This is a genomic window from Flavobacterium turcicum, from assembly GCF_011365745.1.
Lineage (GTDB): Bacteria > Bacteroidota > Bacteroidia > Flavobacteriales > Flavobacteriaceae > Flavobacterium > Flavobacterium turcicum.
In genome coordinates, this window is the sequence record NZ_JAAOBY010000001.1 from 793440 (window position 1) to 812231 (window position 18792).

Annotated in this window: 17 protein-coding genes; 13 read left to right on the forward strand and 4 right to left on the reverse strand. The window is 35.9% G+C overall.

Features of this window, described 5'->3' with window-relative positions; genetic code table 11:
- The first annotated feature begins 36 nt into the window (after positions 1-36).
- Complete coding sequence (locus G9Q29_RS03460) at positions 37-1617, forward strand: OmpH family outer membrane protein (protein WP_166133300.1); 1581 nt, start codon at positions 37-39, stop codon at positions 1615-1617.
- A 131-nt stretch (positions 1618-1748) separates the two neighbouring features.
- Positions 1749-3737: a DNA primase gene (gene dnaG, locus G9Q29_RS03465; RefSeq protein ID WP_166133302.1), complete on the forward strand. Its 1989-nt coding sequence runs from the start codon at positions 1749-1751 to the stop codon at positions 3735-3737.
- Here the strand turns inward: dnaG and G9Q29_RS03470 are convergent.
- Positions 3734-4363: a response regulator transcription factor gene (locus tag G9Q29_RS03470; protein WP_166133304.1), complete on the reverse strand. Its 630-nt coding sequence runs from the start codon at positions 4361-4363 to the stop codon at positions 3734-3736. The genes dnaG and G9Q29_RS03470 overlap by 4 nt on opposite strands.
- A 97-nt stretch (positions 4364-4460) precedes the next feature.
- The gene (gene nadE, locus G9Q29_RS03475; protein WP_166133306.1) at positions 4461-5258 is read right to left on the reverse strand and encodes an NAD(+) synthase; all 798 of its coding nucleotides are present in this window, start codon (positions 5256-5258) and stop codon (positions 4461-4463) included.
- 100 nt (positions 5259-5358) lie between these two features.
- Here nadE and gldB point away from each other — a divergent pair, with 100 nt between their 5' ends.
- Both gldB and gldC read left to right on the forward strand, forming a co-directional pair.
- Positions 5359-6315, forward strand: a complete 957-nt coding sequence (gene gldB, locus G9Q29_RS03480) for a gliding motility lipoprotein GldB (RefSeq protein ID WP_166133308.1) — start codon at positions 5359-5361, stop codon at positions 6313-6315.
- The gene (gldC, locus tag G9Q29_RS03485) at positions 6315-6656 is read left to right on the forward strand and encodes a gliding motility protein GldC (protein WP_166133311.1); all 342 of its coding nucleotides are present in this window, start codon (positions 6315-6317) and stop codon (positions 6654-6656) included. Before gldB ends, gldC begins: the two co-directional genes overlap by 1 nt.
- Before the next feature lie 59 nt (positions 6657-6715).
- On the opposite strand, the gene yihA is transcribed toward gldC, so the two are convergent.
- Positions 6716-7336: a ribosome biogenesis GTP-binding protein YihA/YsxC gene (gene yihA / locus G9Q29_RS03490; RefSeq protein WP_166133313.1), complete on the reverse strand. Its 621-nt coding sequence runs from the start codon at positions 7334-7336 to the stop codon at positions 6716-6718.
- A 29-nt stretch (positions 7337-7365) separates the two neighbouring features.
- Complete coding sequence (locus G9Q29_RS03495) at positions 7366-8139, reverse strand: alpha/beta fold hydrolase (protein ID WP_166133315.1); 774 nt, start codon at positions 8137-8139, stop codon at positions 7366-7368.
- A 383-nt stretch (positions 8140-8522) separates the two neighbouring features.
- Here G9Q29_RS03495 and mraZ point away from each other — a divergent pair, with 383 nt between their 5' ends.
- The 9 genes from mraZ to murG all read left to right on the forward strand — a co-directional run bounded on the left by mraZ (position 8523) and on the right by murG (position 18765).
- Positions 8523-8996: a division/cell wall cluster transcriptional repressor MraZ gene (gene mraZ / locus G9Q29_RS03500; RefSeq protein ID WP_166133317.1), complete on the forward strand. Its 474-nt coding sequence runs from the start codon at positions 8523-8525 to the stop codon at positions 8994-8996.
- Positions 8971-9879 (forward strand): 16S rRNA (cytosine(1402)-N(4))-methyltransferase RsmH, encoded by a 909-nt coding sequence (gene rsmH / locus G9Q29_RS03505; RefSeq protein WP_187038234.1) that lies wholly within the window; start codon positions 8971-8973, stop codon positions 9877-9879. The genes mraZ and rsmH overlap by 26 nt, the downstream gene beginning before the upstream one ends.
- Positions 9880-9890: 11 nt before the next feature.
- Positions 9891-10238 carry an FtsL-like putative cell division protein gene (locus tag G9Q29_RS03510; RefSeq protein WP_166133321.1) on the forward strand — a complete coding sequence of 116 codons (348 nt, stop codon included), beginning with the start codon at positions 9891-9893 and terminating at the stop codon, positions 10236-10238.
- Positions 10229-12232 (forward strand): penicillin-binding protein, encoded by a 2004-nt coding sequence (locus G9Q29_RS03515; RefSeq protein WP_166133323.1) that lies wholly within the window; start codon positions 10229-10231, stop codon positions 12230-12232. The genes G9Q29_RS03510 and G9Q29_RS03515 overlap by 10 nt, the downstream gene beginning before the upstream one ends.
- A complete protein-coding gene (locus tag G9Q29_RS03520) occupies positions 12229-13692 on the forward strand; it encodes a UDP-N-acetylmuramoyl-L-alanyl-D-glutamate--2,6-diaminopimelate ligase (protein ID WP_166133325.1) in 1464 nt (487 codons plus the stop codon). Before G9Q29_RS03515 ends, G9Q29_RS03520 begins: the two co-directional genes overlap by 4 nt.
- Before the next feature lie 62 nt (positions 13693-13754).
- On the forward strand, positions 13755-14984 hold the full coding sequence (gene mraY / locus G9Q29_RS03525; protein WP_166133327.1) for a phospho-N-acetylmuramoyl-pentapeptide-transferase: 1230 nt from the start codon (positions 13755-13757) through the stop codon (positions 14982-14984).
- Between the two features lies 1 nt (position 14985).
- The gene (gene murD / locus G9Q29_RS03530) at positions 14986-16317 is read left to right on the forward strand and encodes a UDP-N-acetylmuramoyl-L-alanine--D-glutamate ligase (protein WP_166133329.1); all 1332 of its coding nucleotides are present in this window, start codon (positions 14986-14988) and stop codon (positions 16315-16317) included.
- A gap of 38 nt (positions 16318-16355) precedes the next feature.
- Complete coding sequence (locus tag G9Q29_RS03535) at positions 16356-17642, forward strand: FtsW/RodA/SpoVE family cell cycle protein (RefSeq protein ID WP_166133573.1); 1287 nt, start codon at positions 16356-16358, stop codon at positions 17640-17642.
- A 28-nt stretch (positions 17643-17670) separates the two neighbouring features.
- On the forward strand, positions 17671-18765 hold the full coding sequence (gene murG, locus G9Q29_RS03540) for an undecaprenyldiphospho-muramoylpentapeptide beta-N-acetylglucosaminyltransferase (protein WP_166133331.1): 1095 nt from the start codon (positions 17671-17673) through the stop codon (positions 18763-18765).
- The last annotated feature ends 27 nt before the right edge of the window (positions 18766-18792 follow it).

Here is an 18792-nt window from a genome sequence, read left to right on the forward strand (position 1 = left end):
ATATTAAATTCAATCATCAATCAAAAAACGAAAATCATGCAAAAAATTATTTTAATTACAGCGATGTTGTTGCTTTCAGTTTTCAATAAAATGAACGCACAAGGAGTAGAAGCCATTAAAAATAGTACCGATTGGCATTATCGAGGTTCAAAACCGGATAGTTATGTTATGGGACCAGATGCAAATGATGCGAATGTGTATCAAATTAAATCCAATCAATCAAAAATATATGGTTTTGGAACCATAATGAAAACGGTAGCGCCATCACAATACGCAGGAAAAACGATAAAGATGACAGCCACTGTAAAAACAGAAAATGTAAAATCATGGGCTGGTTTATGGATGCGTGTCGATTATTACAATACTGCAGTATTAGCTTTTGATAATATGCAAAGACGACCAATTAGAGGTTCGAAAGATTGGGCAAATTATGAAGTAGTTTTGTTTGTTCCTGAAGAGGCTACTGCCATATCTTACGGAGTATTGTTGAATGAAACAGGTCAGGTATGGTTTAAAGATTTAGTAATAACTGTTGTTGATGATGCAACAGCCGAAACGGGTCAAACCAAAGGTAGAAATAATGTTTCTCTTCCATTTGAAACGAGAGCTAAAGCGATAAGTAACGAAATTAAAGACATTACTAGCACAGAGAAAAAAGCGCTAAAAGTAGCCATTGAAAGTATTGATGCTGATCTTGCAAAAGGAGCTATCACAAAAGAGAAAGCCAATGAGTTGAAAATGCAGAAAGCAACCCTTCATGCAAATAATATCGAGTCAAAAGTAGCCGTAGAACAAGCTAAACTAAACAAACTGGTGCAGGATAAAGTAGACGGTAAAGTAGAAGATGCTAAAGAATACAGATCTGGCGGTAGAACAGTTGTTTTGGGTAATAATTCAAGCTCAATTGGTTCACAAACCGAAATTAACCTTACCTCGATGAAGGTCTACAACGGACAAGAGGACAAAGAGGCACGTCAATCTAAAAAAACAACGTCACAATTTGTTTTTGCTACAGGGGTTAATAATGTTATTACAGACGGAAAAGTCGCCAACTCAGATTTCAAATATGTAAGATCTCATTTTTATGAATGGGGATTGAGTTACAACACGCGTTTGTTGCAAAACAATAACTTGTTGCATGCCAAATACGGTTTGTCATTAATGTACAACAACTTAAGACCTACGGATAATAGAATTTTTGTGGATAACGGACAACAAACTGATTTGGTTATCAACCCAAACACTCATGATGATTCACGTTTTAGAAACGTAAACCTAGTTATTCCAGTTCATTTAGAATTCGATTTTACCAAAACTTCACAACGAGATGGAAAAACTTATTTTAAAACGCATGACAGTTTCCGCCTTGGTCTAGGAGGATATGTTGGTGCCAACTTAAAATCGAAGCAATACATCAATTACGATGAGGCCGGTTATAAAGAAAGAACGGTTACCAAAGGCGATTTCAATACTTCAAATTTTATTTATGGTTTGAGCGCTTACGTTGGGCACAAAGCAACTAGCTTGTATTTGAAATACGATCTAAATCCGTTGTTTAGAAACAATGCAGTGAAACAAAATAATGTATCCTTAGGATTGCGTTTTGATTTTAATTAAAAATTGTTTTAGTTAGTTACATAATTTGAAAAGCACTTTGAAAGAAGTGCTTTTTTGTTTTTTTAGAGTATGAATAATCCAATTTGATTTGCGTAATTTTACATTTTTCAATCCCTAAATAATTTTTCAACTTGATTTCAAAAGCTACTATTGATACTGTTTATGAAACTGCTCGTGTAGAGGAAGTTATTGGCGATTTTGTAAATCTCAAAAGAGCAGGGAGTAATTTTAAAGGATTAAGTCCGTTCTCTGAAGAGCGATCTCCTTCGTTTATGGTTTCGCCAGCCAAAGGAATTTGGAAAGATTTTAGTTCTGGAAAAGGAGGGAACTCGGTTGCATTTTTGATGGAACATTCGCATTTTACCTATCCCGAAGCCATTCGGTATTTAGCGAAAAAGTACAATATTGAAATTGAAGAAACAGAGCAAACTGATCAAGAAAAAGCAATTACGGACACACGCGAAAGCATGTATTTGGTATCAGAATTTGCAAAAACCTATTTTCATAATACACTTTTAAATTCCGAGGAAGGCAAAGCCATTGGCCTTTCGTATTTTAAAGAGCGTGGTTTTACCAACGAAACCATCAAAAAGTTCAGTTTAGGCTATTCTCCTGAATCTTGGGATGCCTTTACTAAAGAAGCACTCGGAAAAGGATATAAATTAGAATTTTTAGAGGCAACAGGTTTGACCATTCCCCGTGAGGACAAACCTTTTGACCGTTTTAAAGGGCGTGTGATGTTTCCAATTGAAAGCATGTCTGGCCGTGTTCTAGGTTTTGGAGGTCGAATTTTAACCAACGATAAAAAGGCTGCCAAATACTTGAACTCTCCCGAAAGTGAAATTTACCATAAGAGTAAAGTTTTGTACGGGATTTTTCAAGCCAAACAATCAATTGCCAAATTAAATAATTGTTATCTAGTTGAAGGATATACAGATGTGATTCAGTTCAATCAAGCCGGAATTGAGAACGTAGTAGCTTCCTCCGGGACAGCACTGACGCCAGATCAAATTAGATTGATTAACCGATTGACCAAAAACGTGACGGTATTATTTGATGGTGATGCCGCTGGTTTGCGCGCTTCTGTTCGCGGAATTGATTTGATCTTGGAAGAAGGCATGAACGTAAAAGTATGTGCTTTCCCTGATGGTGAGGATCCAGATAGTTTTGCTAAGAAAACACCTTACGATGATTTAGTTCGTTATTTAGAGGATAATGCTAAAGATTTTATTCAGTTCAAAGCATCGCTTTTGATGAATGAAGCCAAAAATGATCCGATCAAAAAAGCAGATTTGATTAGAGATATGGTGGGTAGTATCTCAAAAATTCCGGATCGCATTCAGCGTGAAATTTATATTCAGGAATGTTCCCGAATTATGGATATCTCGGAGCAAGTTTTGCAAAGTACGCTCGCTCAGCTCATGCAAAAAGATATTGCTGAAATTGGTAAAAAGCAAAAACAAGCTGAAGGTGGAGCTCCAAAAGCATTTGAAGTAGTTAAAAACGAAAACCCAATTGCTACTGAAAAAGTAGATGTGCTTTACAGACTAGAGCGTAAAATTATTGAAATATTGTTGCTCTATGGTAACCTTGAAGAAGAGTTTGAGGATGCTTTTCATAGAGCCAACGAAGAAGGCGAAATTGTGATTGTTACGGAGCGTAAGCTTTATAAAGTGTATCAGCGCATTTATTTGAGTTTGCAAGAAGATGAGGTTGAATTGGCAAATCCGCTTTTTAGAGGGATTTACAATGATTTAATTGCGTATTATCACCAAAATGAAAGTTTTACCATTGAGCAGTACTTGATGCAATTGCATGCTGATTTTGCACAAGAAGTAACTGATATCTTGATGGAAGACGAGCAATTGGTATTGCACAATTGGGTAGGGCAAAATATTTTTCCGAAATCAAAAACTGAAACTATTGCACAAGAAGTTTCAGAAACTATTTTAACTTTAAGATGGTATTTGGTAGGCAGTCTTATCGAAGAATTAAAAAACTCCCTATCATCTGAACCAAATTCAGACAATAGGGAGTCTTTATCTCTTGTGATGGATTATAATATTTTAATCCACTCTTTTTCGAAAAAATTAGGTAGAGTAATGTCTAGGTATTACTAAACGATCTCTAACTTTTTAGCTTTGTCAACTAAGTCAACTAAGTTGGTTACGTTCAGTTTAGTTAACAAACGCAATTTGTAAGTACTGATTGTTTTTTCGTTTAAGTTCAAGATTTCGGCAATTTCGTGGTTTTTTTTGCCTCCGCTTAAATAACGTAAAACTTCAACTTCTCTGTTCGATAGTTTTCTGTACAAACGCTCGCTCTTACTTTGCTTAGCGATTAGGGCTAAGTTTTTCTTAACAGTTTCGTTCATAATGATTTTTCCTTGTTGTACTTTAACAATAGAAATACCAAGAGTTTCTAACTTTTCAGACTTGTGCACAAAACCAGAAACACCTGCTTTAATCGCATTTGGTGCGTAGATTTGTTCCGAAAGGCCACTGTAGATAATAATTTTAGTTTTTGGAAAGTTTTTCAAAAGGGCTTTCACTTCAAAAATACTAGAAAGTCCTTCTAGCTCCAAATCTAAAACTAATACATCAATTTCCTTCGTCTGAAGAATATCCCTTACCATCATAAAATTGCCCACGTTAGCAGCAATTGAGATGTCAGCATTATCTTTAAAGTAAGATTTTACTCCAAAATGCACAACAGGGAAATTGTCGGCGATACATACTTTAATCATAATAAAAATTTTTTAGAATTGTTTGTAATTGGAGCTGTAAAATTAATAAATAAATTCTGTAAATATTTGTAAATCAACAGAAAATATTTTTTTTTAATTAAATTTTAAGAAAACACACCGGAATTGGGTCCATTTTATGGCGATTTGCAGTGTTCAAACGGGTGTAAATTTCAAAAACAGTACGTTCTCTTCCTTCAAATTCAGAAGCTGTTTGTCCTGCTTCAGAAGCTAACATTGCCCATTCTAGTTCATCGTAGGAGGCACCGAGTTGGTCCTCGTCGGTTCGGTCGTCTCCAAATAGTCCGTCTGTAGGTGCTGCGGTCAAAATTGAATTCGGAATTTTTAAATAAGTACCCAAAGCATACACCTCGGATTTCATTAAATCAGCAATCGGACTCAAATCAACACCACCATCTCCGTATTTGGTATAAAAGCCTACGCCAAAATCTTCAACCTTATTTCCAGTTCCCGCAACGAGTAATCCGTGAATACCCGCGAGATAGTATAAGGTCGTCATTCGTAATCGAGCACGAGTATTAGCCAAGCTCAAGTTCAGTTTGGCAGTATTAGAACTTGTTGGTACTGCACTTTTAAAGGTTTCAAAAACAGGTGTCAAATCTACTCGATCGCTACTCACGTTTGGGAATCGTACTTTCAACTGTTCAATATGTTCTTGTGCACGGGATACGTGACTAGGCGCTTGGTGAATAGGCATTTCGACACACAAAACTTGTAAGCCTGTTTGCGCGCACAAAGTGGAGGTTACGGCCGAATCAACTCCTCCTGAAATACCAACAACAAATCCATTTACTTTTGCGTTTTGGGCATACGTTTTTAACCAATTAACGATTTGCTCATTGACATTCTCTACGTTGATAGTTCTTTTTTTAGTCATAATAATTACGTTTTAAAAAGCAGGAATGTATATTTGCAAAAGCAATTTGTGCTGCTCTCCTTTTTTCAGGATTCCTTACTAACAAATTTAAAAAATTAATATGAAAAAATACCTGTTTCTTATTGTCTTTTGTTTCTTTATTGCATCCTGTGATAAGAAATCTAAGGTTGAGAAAGAAGTTGAAGCAATCCCAGTCGAAATGAAAGTGGAACGTTTTGATCAATTGTTTTTTGAAACAAAACCAGAAGATCTTCAAAAAATCAAAAAATGTTACCCTTACTTTTTTCCGGAAGGAACTCCTGATGAGGTGTGGATTGAAAAAATGCAAAACCCGTTGTGGCGAGAATTGTATACCGAAGTACAAAAAAAGTACAGCAATATTGATTCTGTAAAGCAAGAGGTAACCGAAGTTTTTAAACATGCAAAATATTATTTCCCAGAAGTAAAAACGCCAAAGTTAGTCACCATCATTGCTGAAATGGATTATAACAGCAAAGCTATTTATGCAGATAGTTTGGTAATTGTTTCGTTAGAATTGTATTTAGGAAAAGGACATAAGTTTTATCAGTTTCCGAAGTATCTCAAACAAAATTTCGAACCCAAGCAAATTGCACCTGATGTGGTTGCTAGTTTTGCTGGTAGCAAAATACAAGTGCCAATCGAGAAAGATTTTATGAGTCAGATGATTTATCAAGGGAAACAATTGTATTTAAAAGATTTGTTGTTGCCTGCTTACTCAGATGCTGACAAAATGGGATATACTCCAGAACAAATTAAATGGTGCGAAGAGAATGAAAGCTACATCTGGCGTTACTTTCTTGAAAAAGAAATGCTGTATAGCACCGACCAAAAATTAGCGCCACGATTTATTAATCCGGCGCCTTTTTCTAAATTTTATCTTGAAATTGACAACGATTCACCAGGTCAAGTGGGTGCCTGGATTGGATGGCAAATTGTTCGAGCTTACGCGAAAAATAACGAAGTACCTTTGTCAGAATTATTAAAAACCAACGCTAAAGAAATATTTGTTCAATCAAAATACAAACCTAAAAAATAATGTCTAATACCAACACATCCGAAATTAAGTTTCAAATTGAACTTGATGAAAATAGAGTACCTGAAAAATTAACGTGGTCTGCTGCTGATGGTGGCGTAGAACAAGAAGATACTAAAGCCATCATGCTATCTATATGGGATAGTAAAGCCAAAGAAAGTATGCGAATTGATTTATGGACAAAAGATATGCCTGTTGATGAAATGAAAATTTTCTTTCATCAAACTTTAGTGGCAATGGCAGATACTTTTAAACGTGCTACAAACGATGAGAAAATGGCTGATACCATGAAAGATTTCTGTGATTATTTTGCTGAGAAGCTAGAGCTTGTGAGCGGAAAATAAAAAGTAAAAAAAATCCAAATTCGAAAACTGAATTTGGATTTTTTATTTTGTACCAGTTCTTAAAACTGACTATTGTTTTTAAAAACTTCTTGGTTTACTTCATCAATATAGCTTAGTAATTCTTCTTTTCCGATGCCTTCTGTAGCGGAGGTTACAAAGTATTGAGGCATTTCGGCCCAGTTGTTAGCGAACATTTTCTTTTTGTATGCCGCAATATGCGAGTCAATTTTTACTTTACTAATTTTATCAGCTTTGGTAAAAATGATGCAAAACGGAATTTCACTTTCTCCCATGTACGACATGAATTCTACATCAATAGTTTGCGCTTCGTGACGAATATCAATCAATACAAAAGCGCACACCAATTGCTCTCTAGTTTCAAAATAATCTGTGATGAATTCCTGAAAAATAGATTTTGTTTTTTTAGATACTTTGGCGTAGCCGTAACCAGGTAAATCAACCAAAAACCAATTGTTGTTGATTAAAAAGTGATTGATTAATTGTGTTTTACCAGGTCGGCCTGAAGTTTTTGCAAGCTTTTTGTGATTGGTAATCATATTAATCAACGAAGATTTCCCCACGTTAGAACGACCTATGAAGGCATATTCTGGCAAGAAGTCCTTCGGGCACTTTGAAACATCAGAGTTACTAATTACAAATTCGGCGGTATTGATTTTCATATTAAATTGGGAATGTGAGGCTGCTGAGATTAATGTATTGCTAAATGGGTGTGCGTAAGCCATTCTTCTAACAGCCTATTGAATTCTTCCGGATGCTCCATCATAGCGGCATGTCCGCATTTATCAATCCAATACAAGGTAGAGTTTGGTAATAGTTTATTAAATTCTTCAGCAACATCTGGTGGCGTAACTTTATCATTTTTACCCCAAATAATACAAGTTTGCACGTGCATTTTTGGTAAATCTTTGGCCATGTTATGACGGATGGCGCTCTTAGCAATAGTCAAAGTTTTAATTAATTTGATTCTGTCATTTACTGATTCGTACACTTCATCAATCAACTCTTTTGTGGCAACTTTAGGATCGTAAAATACGTCTTCGGCTTTTTTCTTGATGTATTCGTAGTCACCTCTTTTTGGGTAACTATCCCCCATAGCGCTTTCGTATAATCCAGAACTTCCTGTAATTACTAGTCCTGCTACTTTTTCTGGGTACATTTTAGTGTGGTACAGCGCAATATGGCCTCCTAGTGAATTACCTAATAGAATAACGCGTTCTAATCCTTTGTAAGTAATAAAATCTTTAACGTATTTGGCAAAGCTTTTTACGTTGGTTTTTAAAATATTCTGGGTATAAATTGGCAAATCAGGAATGATGATTCTGTATCCTTTTGAGGAAAAGTGATTGGCAACGGCATCAAAGTTGCTTAGTCCGCCCATCAAGCCATGTAAAATGACAATGGGAGTTCCTTCACCTGCTTCATAATAGCTGTATTTACCTTCTTTTTTATAATGTTTTTCCATTTTTTTTGAATGCCTATTTTCAATTTCGACAAATATAGGATTTAATAAACAAAAATGAATTTTTCGGGTGTTTTTTAATTCTAAAATTATCATTAAACCTTGCGTAAGAGACCTATTTTTTATTGCCAAAATCAGTATAAGAATGCCTCTTTTTATCGATTAATTCTGTCTAAATATCGATGAAATACAGATAGTGTTTTTGGAATGTTTAATCTAACGTTAGGTTTCCTACATTTTTACTTTTCGAATGCTAATATGTTGACAGTCTATGAACTACCTATTATGGGATGAAAGTGATTAAACTTATTAACAAAGTGGTAGTAAGTGGTAAATAGTGGTAATATTTTTTATATTTTTGCTCTATATCAATAAACACTTTTTGTTTGAACACAATTGTCGGAACATACGAATGTAAAGTCGATGCTAAAGGAAGGCTGCTCATGCCAGCGCCTCTCAAAAAGCAGTTGGCCTCTTCTCTTCAAAACGGATTTGTTTTGAAGCGTTCGGTGTTTCAGCCTTGTTTGGAGCTGTATCCGATGCAAGAATGGGATGCAATGATGGCAAAAATTAACAAGTTGAATCGATTTGTTAAAAAGAACAACGATTTCATTCGTCGTTTTACGGCAGGTGTAAAAGTGGTTGAAATTGATGCTTTAGGAAGAGTTTTGGTGCCAAAGGATTTAGTTTCTTTTGCCAGTATTTCAAAAGATGTAGTGTTTTCTTCTGCAGTAAATATTGTAGAGATTTGGGATAAAGATTTATACGAAAAATCAATAAGTGGTGAAGATATGGATTTTGCTGATCTAGCCGAAGAAGTAATGGGGAATTTAAATGACGACGACAATGGAATATCATAATCCAGTTTTGCTTCACGAATCAGTTGATGGTTTGAATATAAAACCTGATGGAGTTTATGTAGACGTAACTTTTGGTGGCGGTGGTCACTCCAAAGAAATATTAAAAAGATTAGGTCCGAATGGTAAATTGTTTGCCTTTGACCAAGATGAAGATGCGTTGGCTAATGCTTTGAATGACGATCGCTTTACCTTAATAAATGAAAATTTCAGATTTATCAAGCGCTTTTTACGATTTTATGGTGTTAAAAGTGTAGATGGAATTTTGGGCGACCTTGGAGTTTCTTCACATCAGTTTGATGTGCCGGAACGCGGTTTTTCTACTCGATTTGATGCAGGTTTAGACATGCGCATGAGTCAAAAAAACGATCTAAACGCTTATAAGGTTGTAAATGAATATGAAGAAGCGGAATTAAAAAGAGTGTTTTTGGATTACGGGGAATTGAAAAATGCGCCTGCTCTTGCCAGAACAATTGTGGAGGAACGCGAGCGATATCCGATAAAAACTACCGACGAATTGAAAGAAGTTTTAGCTCGTTTTTTACCAGATCGTGTAAAGAATAAAATTTTGGCGCAAATCTATCAAGCCATTCGTATTGAGGTAAACCAAGAAATGGATGTTTTAAAAGAATTCTTAGAGCAGTCATTAGAAATATTAAGTCCTGAAGGCCGCTTAAGTATTATATCGTATCACTCACTCGAAGATCGTTTGGTGAAACGCTTTATGAAAAACGGACTTTTTGATGGGGAACCAGAACGTGATTTTTTTGGCAATTTTTCTGTTCCTTTTAAAAGTGTAGGCAAGTTAATTGTTCCAAACAACGAGCAAATTAAGGAGAACAATAGAGCAAGAAGTGCAAAACTGCGCATAGCAGAAAAAAAATAAGGGCATTACTGATGAAAAACGGAGTGTACAATATTTTAAAAGCCCGATTTCTAGTTAACGATGATGCATTCAAAAACTGGAGATTCATTGTCTTTATAATAATACTGGCGATAATCATGATTGCCAATACGCAGCGTTACGAGCAAAAGGTGTTTAGAATTGTAGCATTAACTAATGAAGTCAAGGAGTTACGATCAGAATTTGTAGATCGTCGTTCAGAGTTAATGAAATTAAAAATGGAATCAACAGTGTCGAAAAAAATGGAGGAGAAACAAATTTTTCCAGCGACGGTTCCTCCAATTAAAATTAAAGTGGTTAAAAAAGAAGAGAAAAACTTTTTTCAAAAAATATGGCAGTAGACGATAAAAATATTTCCTACCGAGTTTACCTAGTAGCAGGCTTCATCTTTTTGATGGCAATTGCTATTGTGGTAAAGTTGACCAACATTCAGTGGGTCGAAGGAGCATATTATCGTCAGCTTGCTAAAGAAAGAACGGTTAGGAATTTTGTTATTCCAGCCAACAAAGGGAATATCTACTCGGCAGATGGTAGTTTATTGGCAACATCTATACCTAATTACGAAATTCGTTTTGATGCTTTGGCCCCAAAAAGCGAGGCATTTGAGAAAAACGTAAAGTCATTATCAGACTCGCTAGTCACTGTTTTGGGTAAAACCGCTTATTTCTACGAAAATGAATTGCGCAAAGCCAGAGCCAACAAAAACAGGTATTTTTTAATTGGTCGAAAATTAAGCTATACGCAATATTTTAAAATTAAAGGTTTTCCTCTTTTTAATTTAGGCGCATACAAAGGCGGAATTATCGTAGAGCAAGAAACAGTTCGCGAGCATCCAATTGGTAAAATAGCCGAAAGAACTGTGGGTTACGAGCGTACTGCAAATGGCGTTTCAGTTGACGGAAAAGGAATTGAATGGGCTTTTAGAGAATATTTAAACGGAAAAGACGGAAAAATTTTAAAACAAAAAATAGCTAAAGGTCAATGGAAACCAATTCGTGATGTAAATGAAGTTGATCCTCAGGACGGATACGATGTGATTTCAACAATTGATGTGTACATACAAGATATTGCGCATCATGCTTTGTTAAAACAATTGGAAGCCTATGAGGCAGATCACGGATCAGTAGTAGTGATGGAGACAAAAACAGGTCATGTCAAAGCAATTTCAAACTTAGGACGCGCCAATGACGGAACTTATTATGAAACGACTAATTATGCTGTTGCCGAATCGCATGAACCTGGTTCTACCTACAAGCTAGCCGATTTAATGGCGCTTTTTGAAGATAAAAAAGCTGATACGAGTACTGTTTTTGATAGTAAAGGTGGAGAGGTTACTTATTTTGGTCGCAAAGTTCGCGACTCTCATAAAGGAGGTTATGGCAAAATTTCATTAGGACGTGGTTTTGAGGTTTCTTCAAATACGGTTTTAGTTCAAGCGGTTTACAATGCCTACAAAGACAATCCGTCACAGTTTGTAAATCACCTTAATAATTATGGTTTAAGTAAAACTTTGGGACTTTCTATAAAAGGAGAGGGAATTCCGTATGTGCCGCAACCTACTGATAAAAATTGGTCAAGAGTTTCTTTGCCGTGGATGGCTTTCGGGTATGGCGTACACATTACACCGATGCAAACCTTAGCTTTTTATAATGCTGTTGCTAATGATGGAGAAATGGTGAAGCCACAGTTTGTTTCTGAAATTAAGGAGTGGAACAAAACCATTAAAAAATACGATAAAGAGGTCCTTAACCCGAGAATTTGCTCGAAGGAAACCATTGTAAAACTGAAAGCAGTTTTGGCTAATGTGGTTAAAAAAGGAACAGGGGAAAAATTATATTCGAAAGAGTTTTCGATGGCAGGAAAAACAGGAACCGCTCAGGTCAATTACGGTAAAGCAGGTCGAACAGGAATGTATTATGCTTCTTCGTTCGTGGGCTATTTTCCAGCTGAAAGCCCAAAATACTCTTGTATCGTAGTGGTTCACAAGCCGAACACAGCACTGAATAATTTTTATGGAGCAGATGTAGCCGGACCTGTTTTTAAACGAATTGCACAAAAGATTTTTACTGATGCGCCATCAACAAACGCAATAAGAAATATTGATCGAAAAATCAAAAAACAAGAAACACATTATGCTTCTTTTTATTCAAAAGTGCAAAAGAAAGCCAATGTTATGCCAAACCTCAAAGGAATGTCTGGCATGGACGCTGTAGCTTTAGTAGGTAATCTTGGACTTAAAGTTAAGGTGATTGGCGTAGGTAAAGTGAAAAAACAATCTTTGCAAGCAGGAGATGCATTGGTGAAAAACGCAACGGTATTATTAGAATTATCATGAAAGTATTGCAAGACATATTACATAAAGTAGCCATTGAATCTATTCAAGGGGTAACTACTGTAACTATCAATAAAATTGATTTTGACTCCCGAAATATTGGAGTAAATGATGTTTTTGTGGCTATCAAAGGAACAATTTCTGATGGGCATGATTTTATTAGCACTGCCATTTCGCAAGGTGCAGTAGCTATTGTTTGTGAGCAGTTGCCAGCGGTATTGGAGCCGAATGTGACTTATATCCGTGTGGCTGATGCGAATGCTGCTCTAGCTTTTATGGCGGCGAATTTTTATCAAAATCCATCAAGTGAATTGAAATTGGTTGGAATTACGGGTACAAATGGTAAAACGACTATCGCCTCTTTATTATATCAATTGTTTAAAAAAGCGGGTTTTAAAGTTGGTTTGCTTTCTACCGTTAAAATTTTAGTTGATGATGTAGAATACAAAGCAACGCATACTACTCCAGATTCTTTGACTATCAATCGTTACTTACTTGAAATGGTTGATGCTGGCGTAACCCACTGTTTTATGGAAGTAAGCTCGCACGGTATTCATCAAAAAAGAACGGAATCTTTGCAGTTTGTGGGTGGGATTTTCACCAATTTGTCGCACGATCATTTGGATTATCACGCAACGTTTGCAGAATACAGAGATGTCAAGAAAGCATTTTTTGATGGTTTGTCAAAAAGTAGTTTTGCACTCGTAAACGCCGATGACAAAAACGGAATGGTGATGATGCAAAATACGGCAGCAAAAAAATGTACGTATGCTTTAAAATCTTATGCTGATTATAGAGCGCAAATTTTAGAGAATCAACTAGCAGGTTTACTGCTTAAGATAAATGGAAATGAAGTTTGGGTGAAGTTAATAGGAACCTTCAACGCTTATAATTTATTAGCAATTTATGGTGCCGCAGTAGAATTAGGCTTAGAAAGCCTTGAGGTTTTAAGGTTGTTATCAAATTTAGAAAGTGTTTCAGGTCGCTTTCAGTTTATCGTTTCGAAAGAGAATATTACGGCTATTGTGGATTATGCTCATACACCAGACGCTCTTGAGAATGTTTTGAAAACCATAACCGATATCCGCACCAAGAACGAGCAATTGATTACGGTAGTTGGTTGTGGAGGAAATAGAGATAAAGCTAAGAGACCTATTATGGCAGCTTTAGCAACTACTTGGAGTGATAAAGCCATTTTTACAGCTGATAATCCGCGTAACGAGGATCCGGAAATCATTATCAAAGAGATGGAGGAAGGTGTGCCTGCGCAAGATTTCAAAAAAATGGTCTCAATCACTGATAGACGCCAAGCTATAAAAACCGCCTGTCAATTGGCTCAGTCCAACGATATCATTTTAATTGCTGGAAAAGGGCATGAGTCGTATCAAGAAGTAAACGGTGTTCGTCATCATTTTGATGATATGGAAACGGTAAAAGAGTTATTACAATTATTAGAAAAATAAAATCAAGTTCAAGTTTGCTTTTCATCGTAAATCAAACCGAATCATAAAATAAACAACGAATTATGCTATACTACTTATTCGAATATTTAGACAAAGTAATGGATGTGCCGGGCACAGGAGTTTTTCAGTACATTACCTTCCGTTCTGCCTTAGCTTTAATGCTTTCGTTATTATTGTCTACCATTTACGGTAAAAGAATTATTCGTTTTTTACAAAGACAGCAAGTAGGAGAAACAGTTCGTGAACTTGGTTTAGCGGGACAAAATGAAAAAGCAGGTACGCCAACCATGGGTGGCTTGATCATTATTTTTGCCACATTGTTGCCGGTTCTTTTGTTTGCTAAACTGCATAATATTTACATCGTTTTGTTGATAGTGACCACTTTATGGATGGGAACTATTGGTTTTATTGACGATTATATCAAAATCTTTAAAAAAGACAAACAAGGTTTAAAAGGAATTTTTAAAGTAATAGGTCAAGTAGGATTAGGGTTAATAGTAGGTACTGTTTTGTACTTTCATGCGGGAGTTACGGTGCGCACTGATACTTCGACATCGGATATTTTTAAAGCGCCAAATAGTACAGTAATAACTCCAGCTCCTATCGAAGAAAAGTCGACAGCAACAACAATTCCGTTTTTCAAAAACAACGAATTCGATTATGCTGAGGTTTTAGCTTGGACGGGTGATGGTTATGAAAAATGGGCTTGGTTGGTTTTTATTCCAGTTGTTATTTTTATTATCACAGCGGTTTCTAATGGAGCGAATTTAACTGATGGTATTGATGGTTTGGCCGCAGGAACATCGGCAATCAGTGTCTTGGCACTCGGTATTTTTACTTTTGTTTCTGGAAATATAATCTTCTCGAACTACCTTAATATTATGTACATCCCCAATTCGGGTGAAATGACTGTATTTATAGCCGCATTTGTTGGGTCGTTAATTGGTTTTTTATGGTACAACTCTTATCCCGCATCGGTTTTTATGGGCGATACAGGAAGTTTAACAATAGGAGGAATTATCGCTGTACTAGCAATTGCAGTGCGTAAAGAAATGCTGATTCCTTTATTATGCGGAATTTTTCTAGTCGAAAATTTTTCAGTAGTCCTGCAAGTGAGCTACTTTAAATATACCAAAAAACGTTTTGGCGAAGGACGAAGAATTTTTCTAATGTCGCCTTTGCACCATCACTATCAAAAGAAAGGTTACCACGAAAGCAAAATTGTAACTCGCTTTTGGATTGTAGCCATCATGTTAGCCATTTTGTCTATCGTTACTTTAAAATTAAGATAGTATGAGGCTAGTAGTTTTAGGAGGAGGCGAAAGCGGTGTAGGTACCGCGATCCTTGGAAAAAGTAAGGGATACGATGTTTTTGTATCCGACTTTGGGAAAATCAAAAACAATTACAAAGAAGTTCTTCTAATTAATGGTATTGCTTGGGAAGAAGAAAAGCACACGGCAGATTTAATTTTAAACGCCGATGTAGTGATGAAAAGTCCTGGTATTCCTGATCGTTCGCCAATGGTGCAACAGCTTTTAGAAAAAGGAATTCCGGTAATATCAGAGATTGAATTTGCAGCTCCTTTTACAAAAGCAACAATTGTGGGTATTACAGGTAGTAACGGTAAAACGACTACGACCATGCTTACGCATCACTTGCTAAAATCGGCAGGTTTGAATGTTGGGTTAGGAGGTAACATCGGTAAAAGTTTTGCTTGGCAAGTGGCCGATAATAAGTACGATTCGTACGTACTCGAACTAAGTAGTTTTCAGCTAGACGGAATAGAAAAATTCAAACCGCATATTGCTATAATTACAAATATAAGTCCAGATCATTTGGATCGCTACGAATACAATTATGATAATTACATAGCAGCCAAGTTCAGGATTACAATGAATCAAACCGAAGAGGATTATTTGATTTACGATGCCGACGATGAGGCGATCACAAATTGGTTAAAAAACAATACAACAAAAGCAAAATTAATTCCTTTCTCATTGACACAAACTTTCAGCGAAGGAGCCTTTATAAAAGATAACAAAATGGAAGTAAAGATTACTAAAGACGAATTTACAATGGACACAGAGCACATTGCATTAGAAGGAAAACATAACATGAAAAACGCAATGGCAGCAACTTCTGTAGCTCGATTAATGCAAATAAGAAAGGCTACCATCAGAGAAAGTCTTTCGGATTTTCAAGGAGTAGAGCATCGTCTTGAAAAAGTCCTTAAAATTCAAAACGTACAATATATCAACGATTCAAAAGCAACGAATGTAAACGCAACTTTTTTTGCATTAGATAGCATGAATACACCAACAGTTTGGATTGTGGGTGGTGTAGATAAAGGAAATGACTATAATGAGTTAATGTCTTTGGTTCGCGAAAAAGTAAAGGCTATTATTTGTCTTGGAGTGGATAATAAAAAAATTATCGATGCTTTTGGCAATGTAGTTGATATGATGATTGAGGTAACGAATATGAATGATGCAGTTCGTATGTCACAGCGTTTAACAGAGAAAGGTGATACGGTATTATTGTCGCCAGCATGTGCTAGTTTTGATCTGTTCGAAAACTACGAAGACAGAGGAAGACAATTCAAGCAAGCGGTTAAAAGTTTATAATAGAAATCCATTCCCAAAGTTCAAAACTACAAGCAATGATTAAAAATCTAGTAAACAAATTAAAAGGAGATAAAGTAATATGGTCATTTGTGGCCTTATTGGCTTTGTTTTCGTTTATGCCTGTTTTTAGTGCGAGTAGTAATTTAGCTTATTTAGGCCATGGTACGGGAAATACCCTGGGATATTTATTGAAACATTTGGTTCACATTTGCTGTGGTTTTGCCATTATTTTTTATGTACACAAAATTCCGTACCAATATTTTCGTTCTTTATCTAGATTGCTATTGCCTCTTGTTTGGGTGATTTTGTTGATTACAATGGTAAAAGGAACCGTTATTGGTGGCGCAAACGCTAGTAGGTGGTTACAAATTCCGTTCATCGGTTTGTCCTTTCAACCATCGGCATTTGCTGCGCTGATTTTGTTTATTTATGTTGCAAGATACCTTTCTAAAACTAGAGAAACTCCCATAGATTTTGTACAATCCTGTAAGGAATTGTGGTTGCCTGTTTTCATCACCCTAATGTTTATTTTACCATCGAATTTTTCAACAACTGCCTTGATTTTTTCAATGGTAATTATGTTAGTTTTTATTGGTAAATATCCTTTAAAGTATATCGGATTTATAGTTGGATCAGGTATTGTAGCTTTAGTATTTTTTATTTTAGTTGCTAAAGCTTTTCCCAATGCTTTTCCTAATCGTGTAGATACTTGGATAAGCCGAATAGAAAGTTTTACAAGCGACAAACCAGATGAAGACGATTACCAAATAGAAAAAGCAAAGATTGCTATAGCGTCTGGTAAAATTTACGGTTTGGGTCCAGGTAAAAGTGTACAAAAAAACTTTTTACCACAATCTTCCTCCGATTTTATTTTCGCTATAATCGTTGAGGAATATGGACTTGTGGGAGGAATTGGAGTTTTGATTATTTATATGTTTTTGCTTATTCGTTTCGTAGTAGCATCTCATAAAGCGCCTACCATGTTTGGGAAATTAGTGGTTATCGGTTTAGGATTTCCGATGATATTTCAAGCAATGATCAATATGGCTGTTGCGGTTGAGTTATTACCGGTTACAGGTCAAACTTTACCATTAATTAGTAGTGGAGGAACTTCTATTTGGATGACTTGTATTGCACTTGGTATTATTTTAAGTGTGACGAAAAAAGAAGAAGAAATCGCCGAAGAACAGAAAGAAGCGGCCAAGCGTGATGAAGTTTTACAGCGTTTAATTGATGAGACTATCGAGGCTGAAAACAATGCAGAACCTTCTTACTCAATTGAAGAAAAAGGTTCAAATCCTTTGAAGGCAGTTTACAATAAATAAAGTACAGTAGATATTTAAGCATACAAAAATGAAAAACTATAAATTCATATTGAGTGGAGGCGGGACAGGCGGACATATTTATCCAGCTATCGCTATTGCAAATGAATTAAAGTCGCGTTTTCCTGACTCTTCTTTTCTTTTTGTAGGTGCCCAAGATAAAATGGAAATGCAAAAAGTACCTCAAGCAGGATATGCTATCGAGGGTTTATGGATTGCTGGTTTACAACGTAAGCTCACATTTGATAATGCTGTATTTCCACTAAAAGTAATGTCAAGTTTATGGCGATCAAAAGCTATAATTAAAAAATTCCAACCAGATGTTGTTATCGGTACGGGAGGTTTTGCGAGTGGTCCGCTATTGCAAATGGCAGGATCGGCAGGAATTCCTACTGTAATTCAAGAGCAGAATTCCTTTCCTGGAATTACAAACAAAATATTGAGTAAAAAAGCACGCAAAATATGTGTGGCTTATAGCAATTTGGAACGCTTTTTTCCAAAAGATAAAATTATTGTAACAGGAAATCCTGTTCGTCAAGATCTGTTAGATATTGAATCAAAAAGAAATCAAGGAATTGAATATTTTAATTTAGATGCTTCTAAAAAAACGCTTTTGGTTTTAGGCGGAAGCCTTGGGTCACGAAGAATTAACCAATTAATTGAAAAAGAATTGGATTTTTTGATTGCTTCTGGTGTTCAAGTTTTTTGGCAATGTGGCAATTTTTATAAGTCAGAGTATGAGCATTTGAACAGCAAACCTGGCGTTCAAGTGGTAGCATTTATTGACAGAATGGATTTAATTTATGCAGCTGCTGATTTCGTGATTTCACGTGCTGGTGCTTCATCTGTGTCTGAATTATGTTTGGTAGCAAAGCCGACTATTTTCATTCCGTCACCAAATGTTGCCGAAGATCATCAAACTAAAAATGCACAAGCAATTGTTGATCAAAAGGGAGCACTTTTATTAAAAGAAAGCGATTTAGAAGTTAAATTTCAGCCACTTTTCAACGATGTATTGCACGATGAAAAGTTGCAAAAAAGTTTAAGCACAAATATGAAAGCTTTGGCTAAGCCCAATGCGACTAAAGATATTGTTGACGAAATTGTGAAACTGATTCGGGATTAAGGAAATTAAGTTTAGTGTAAAACAGTG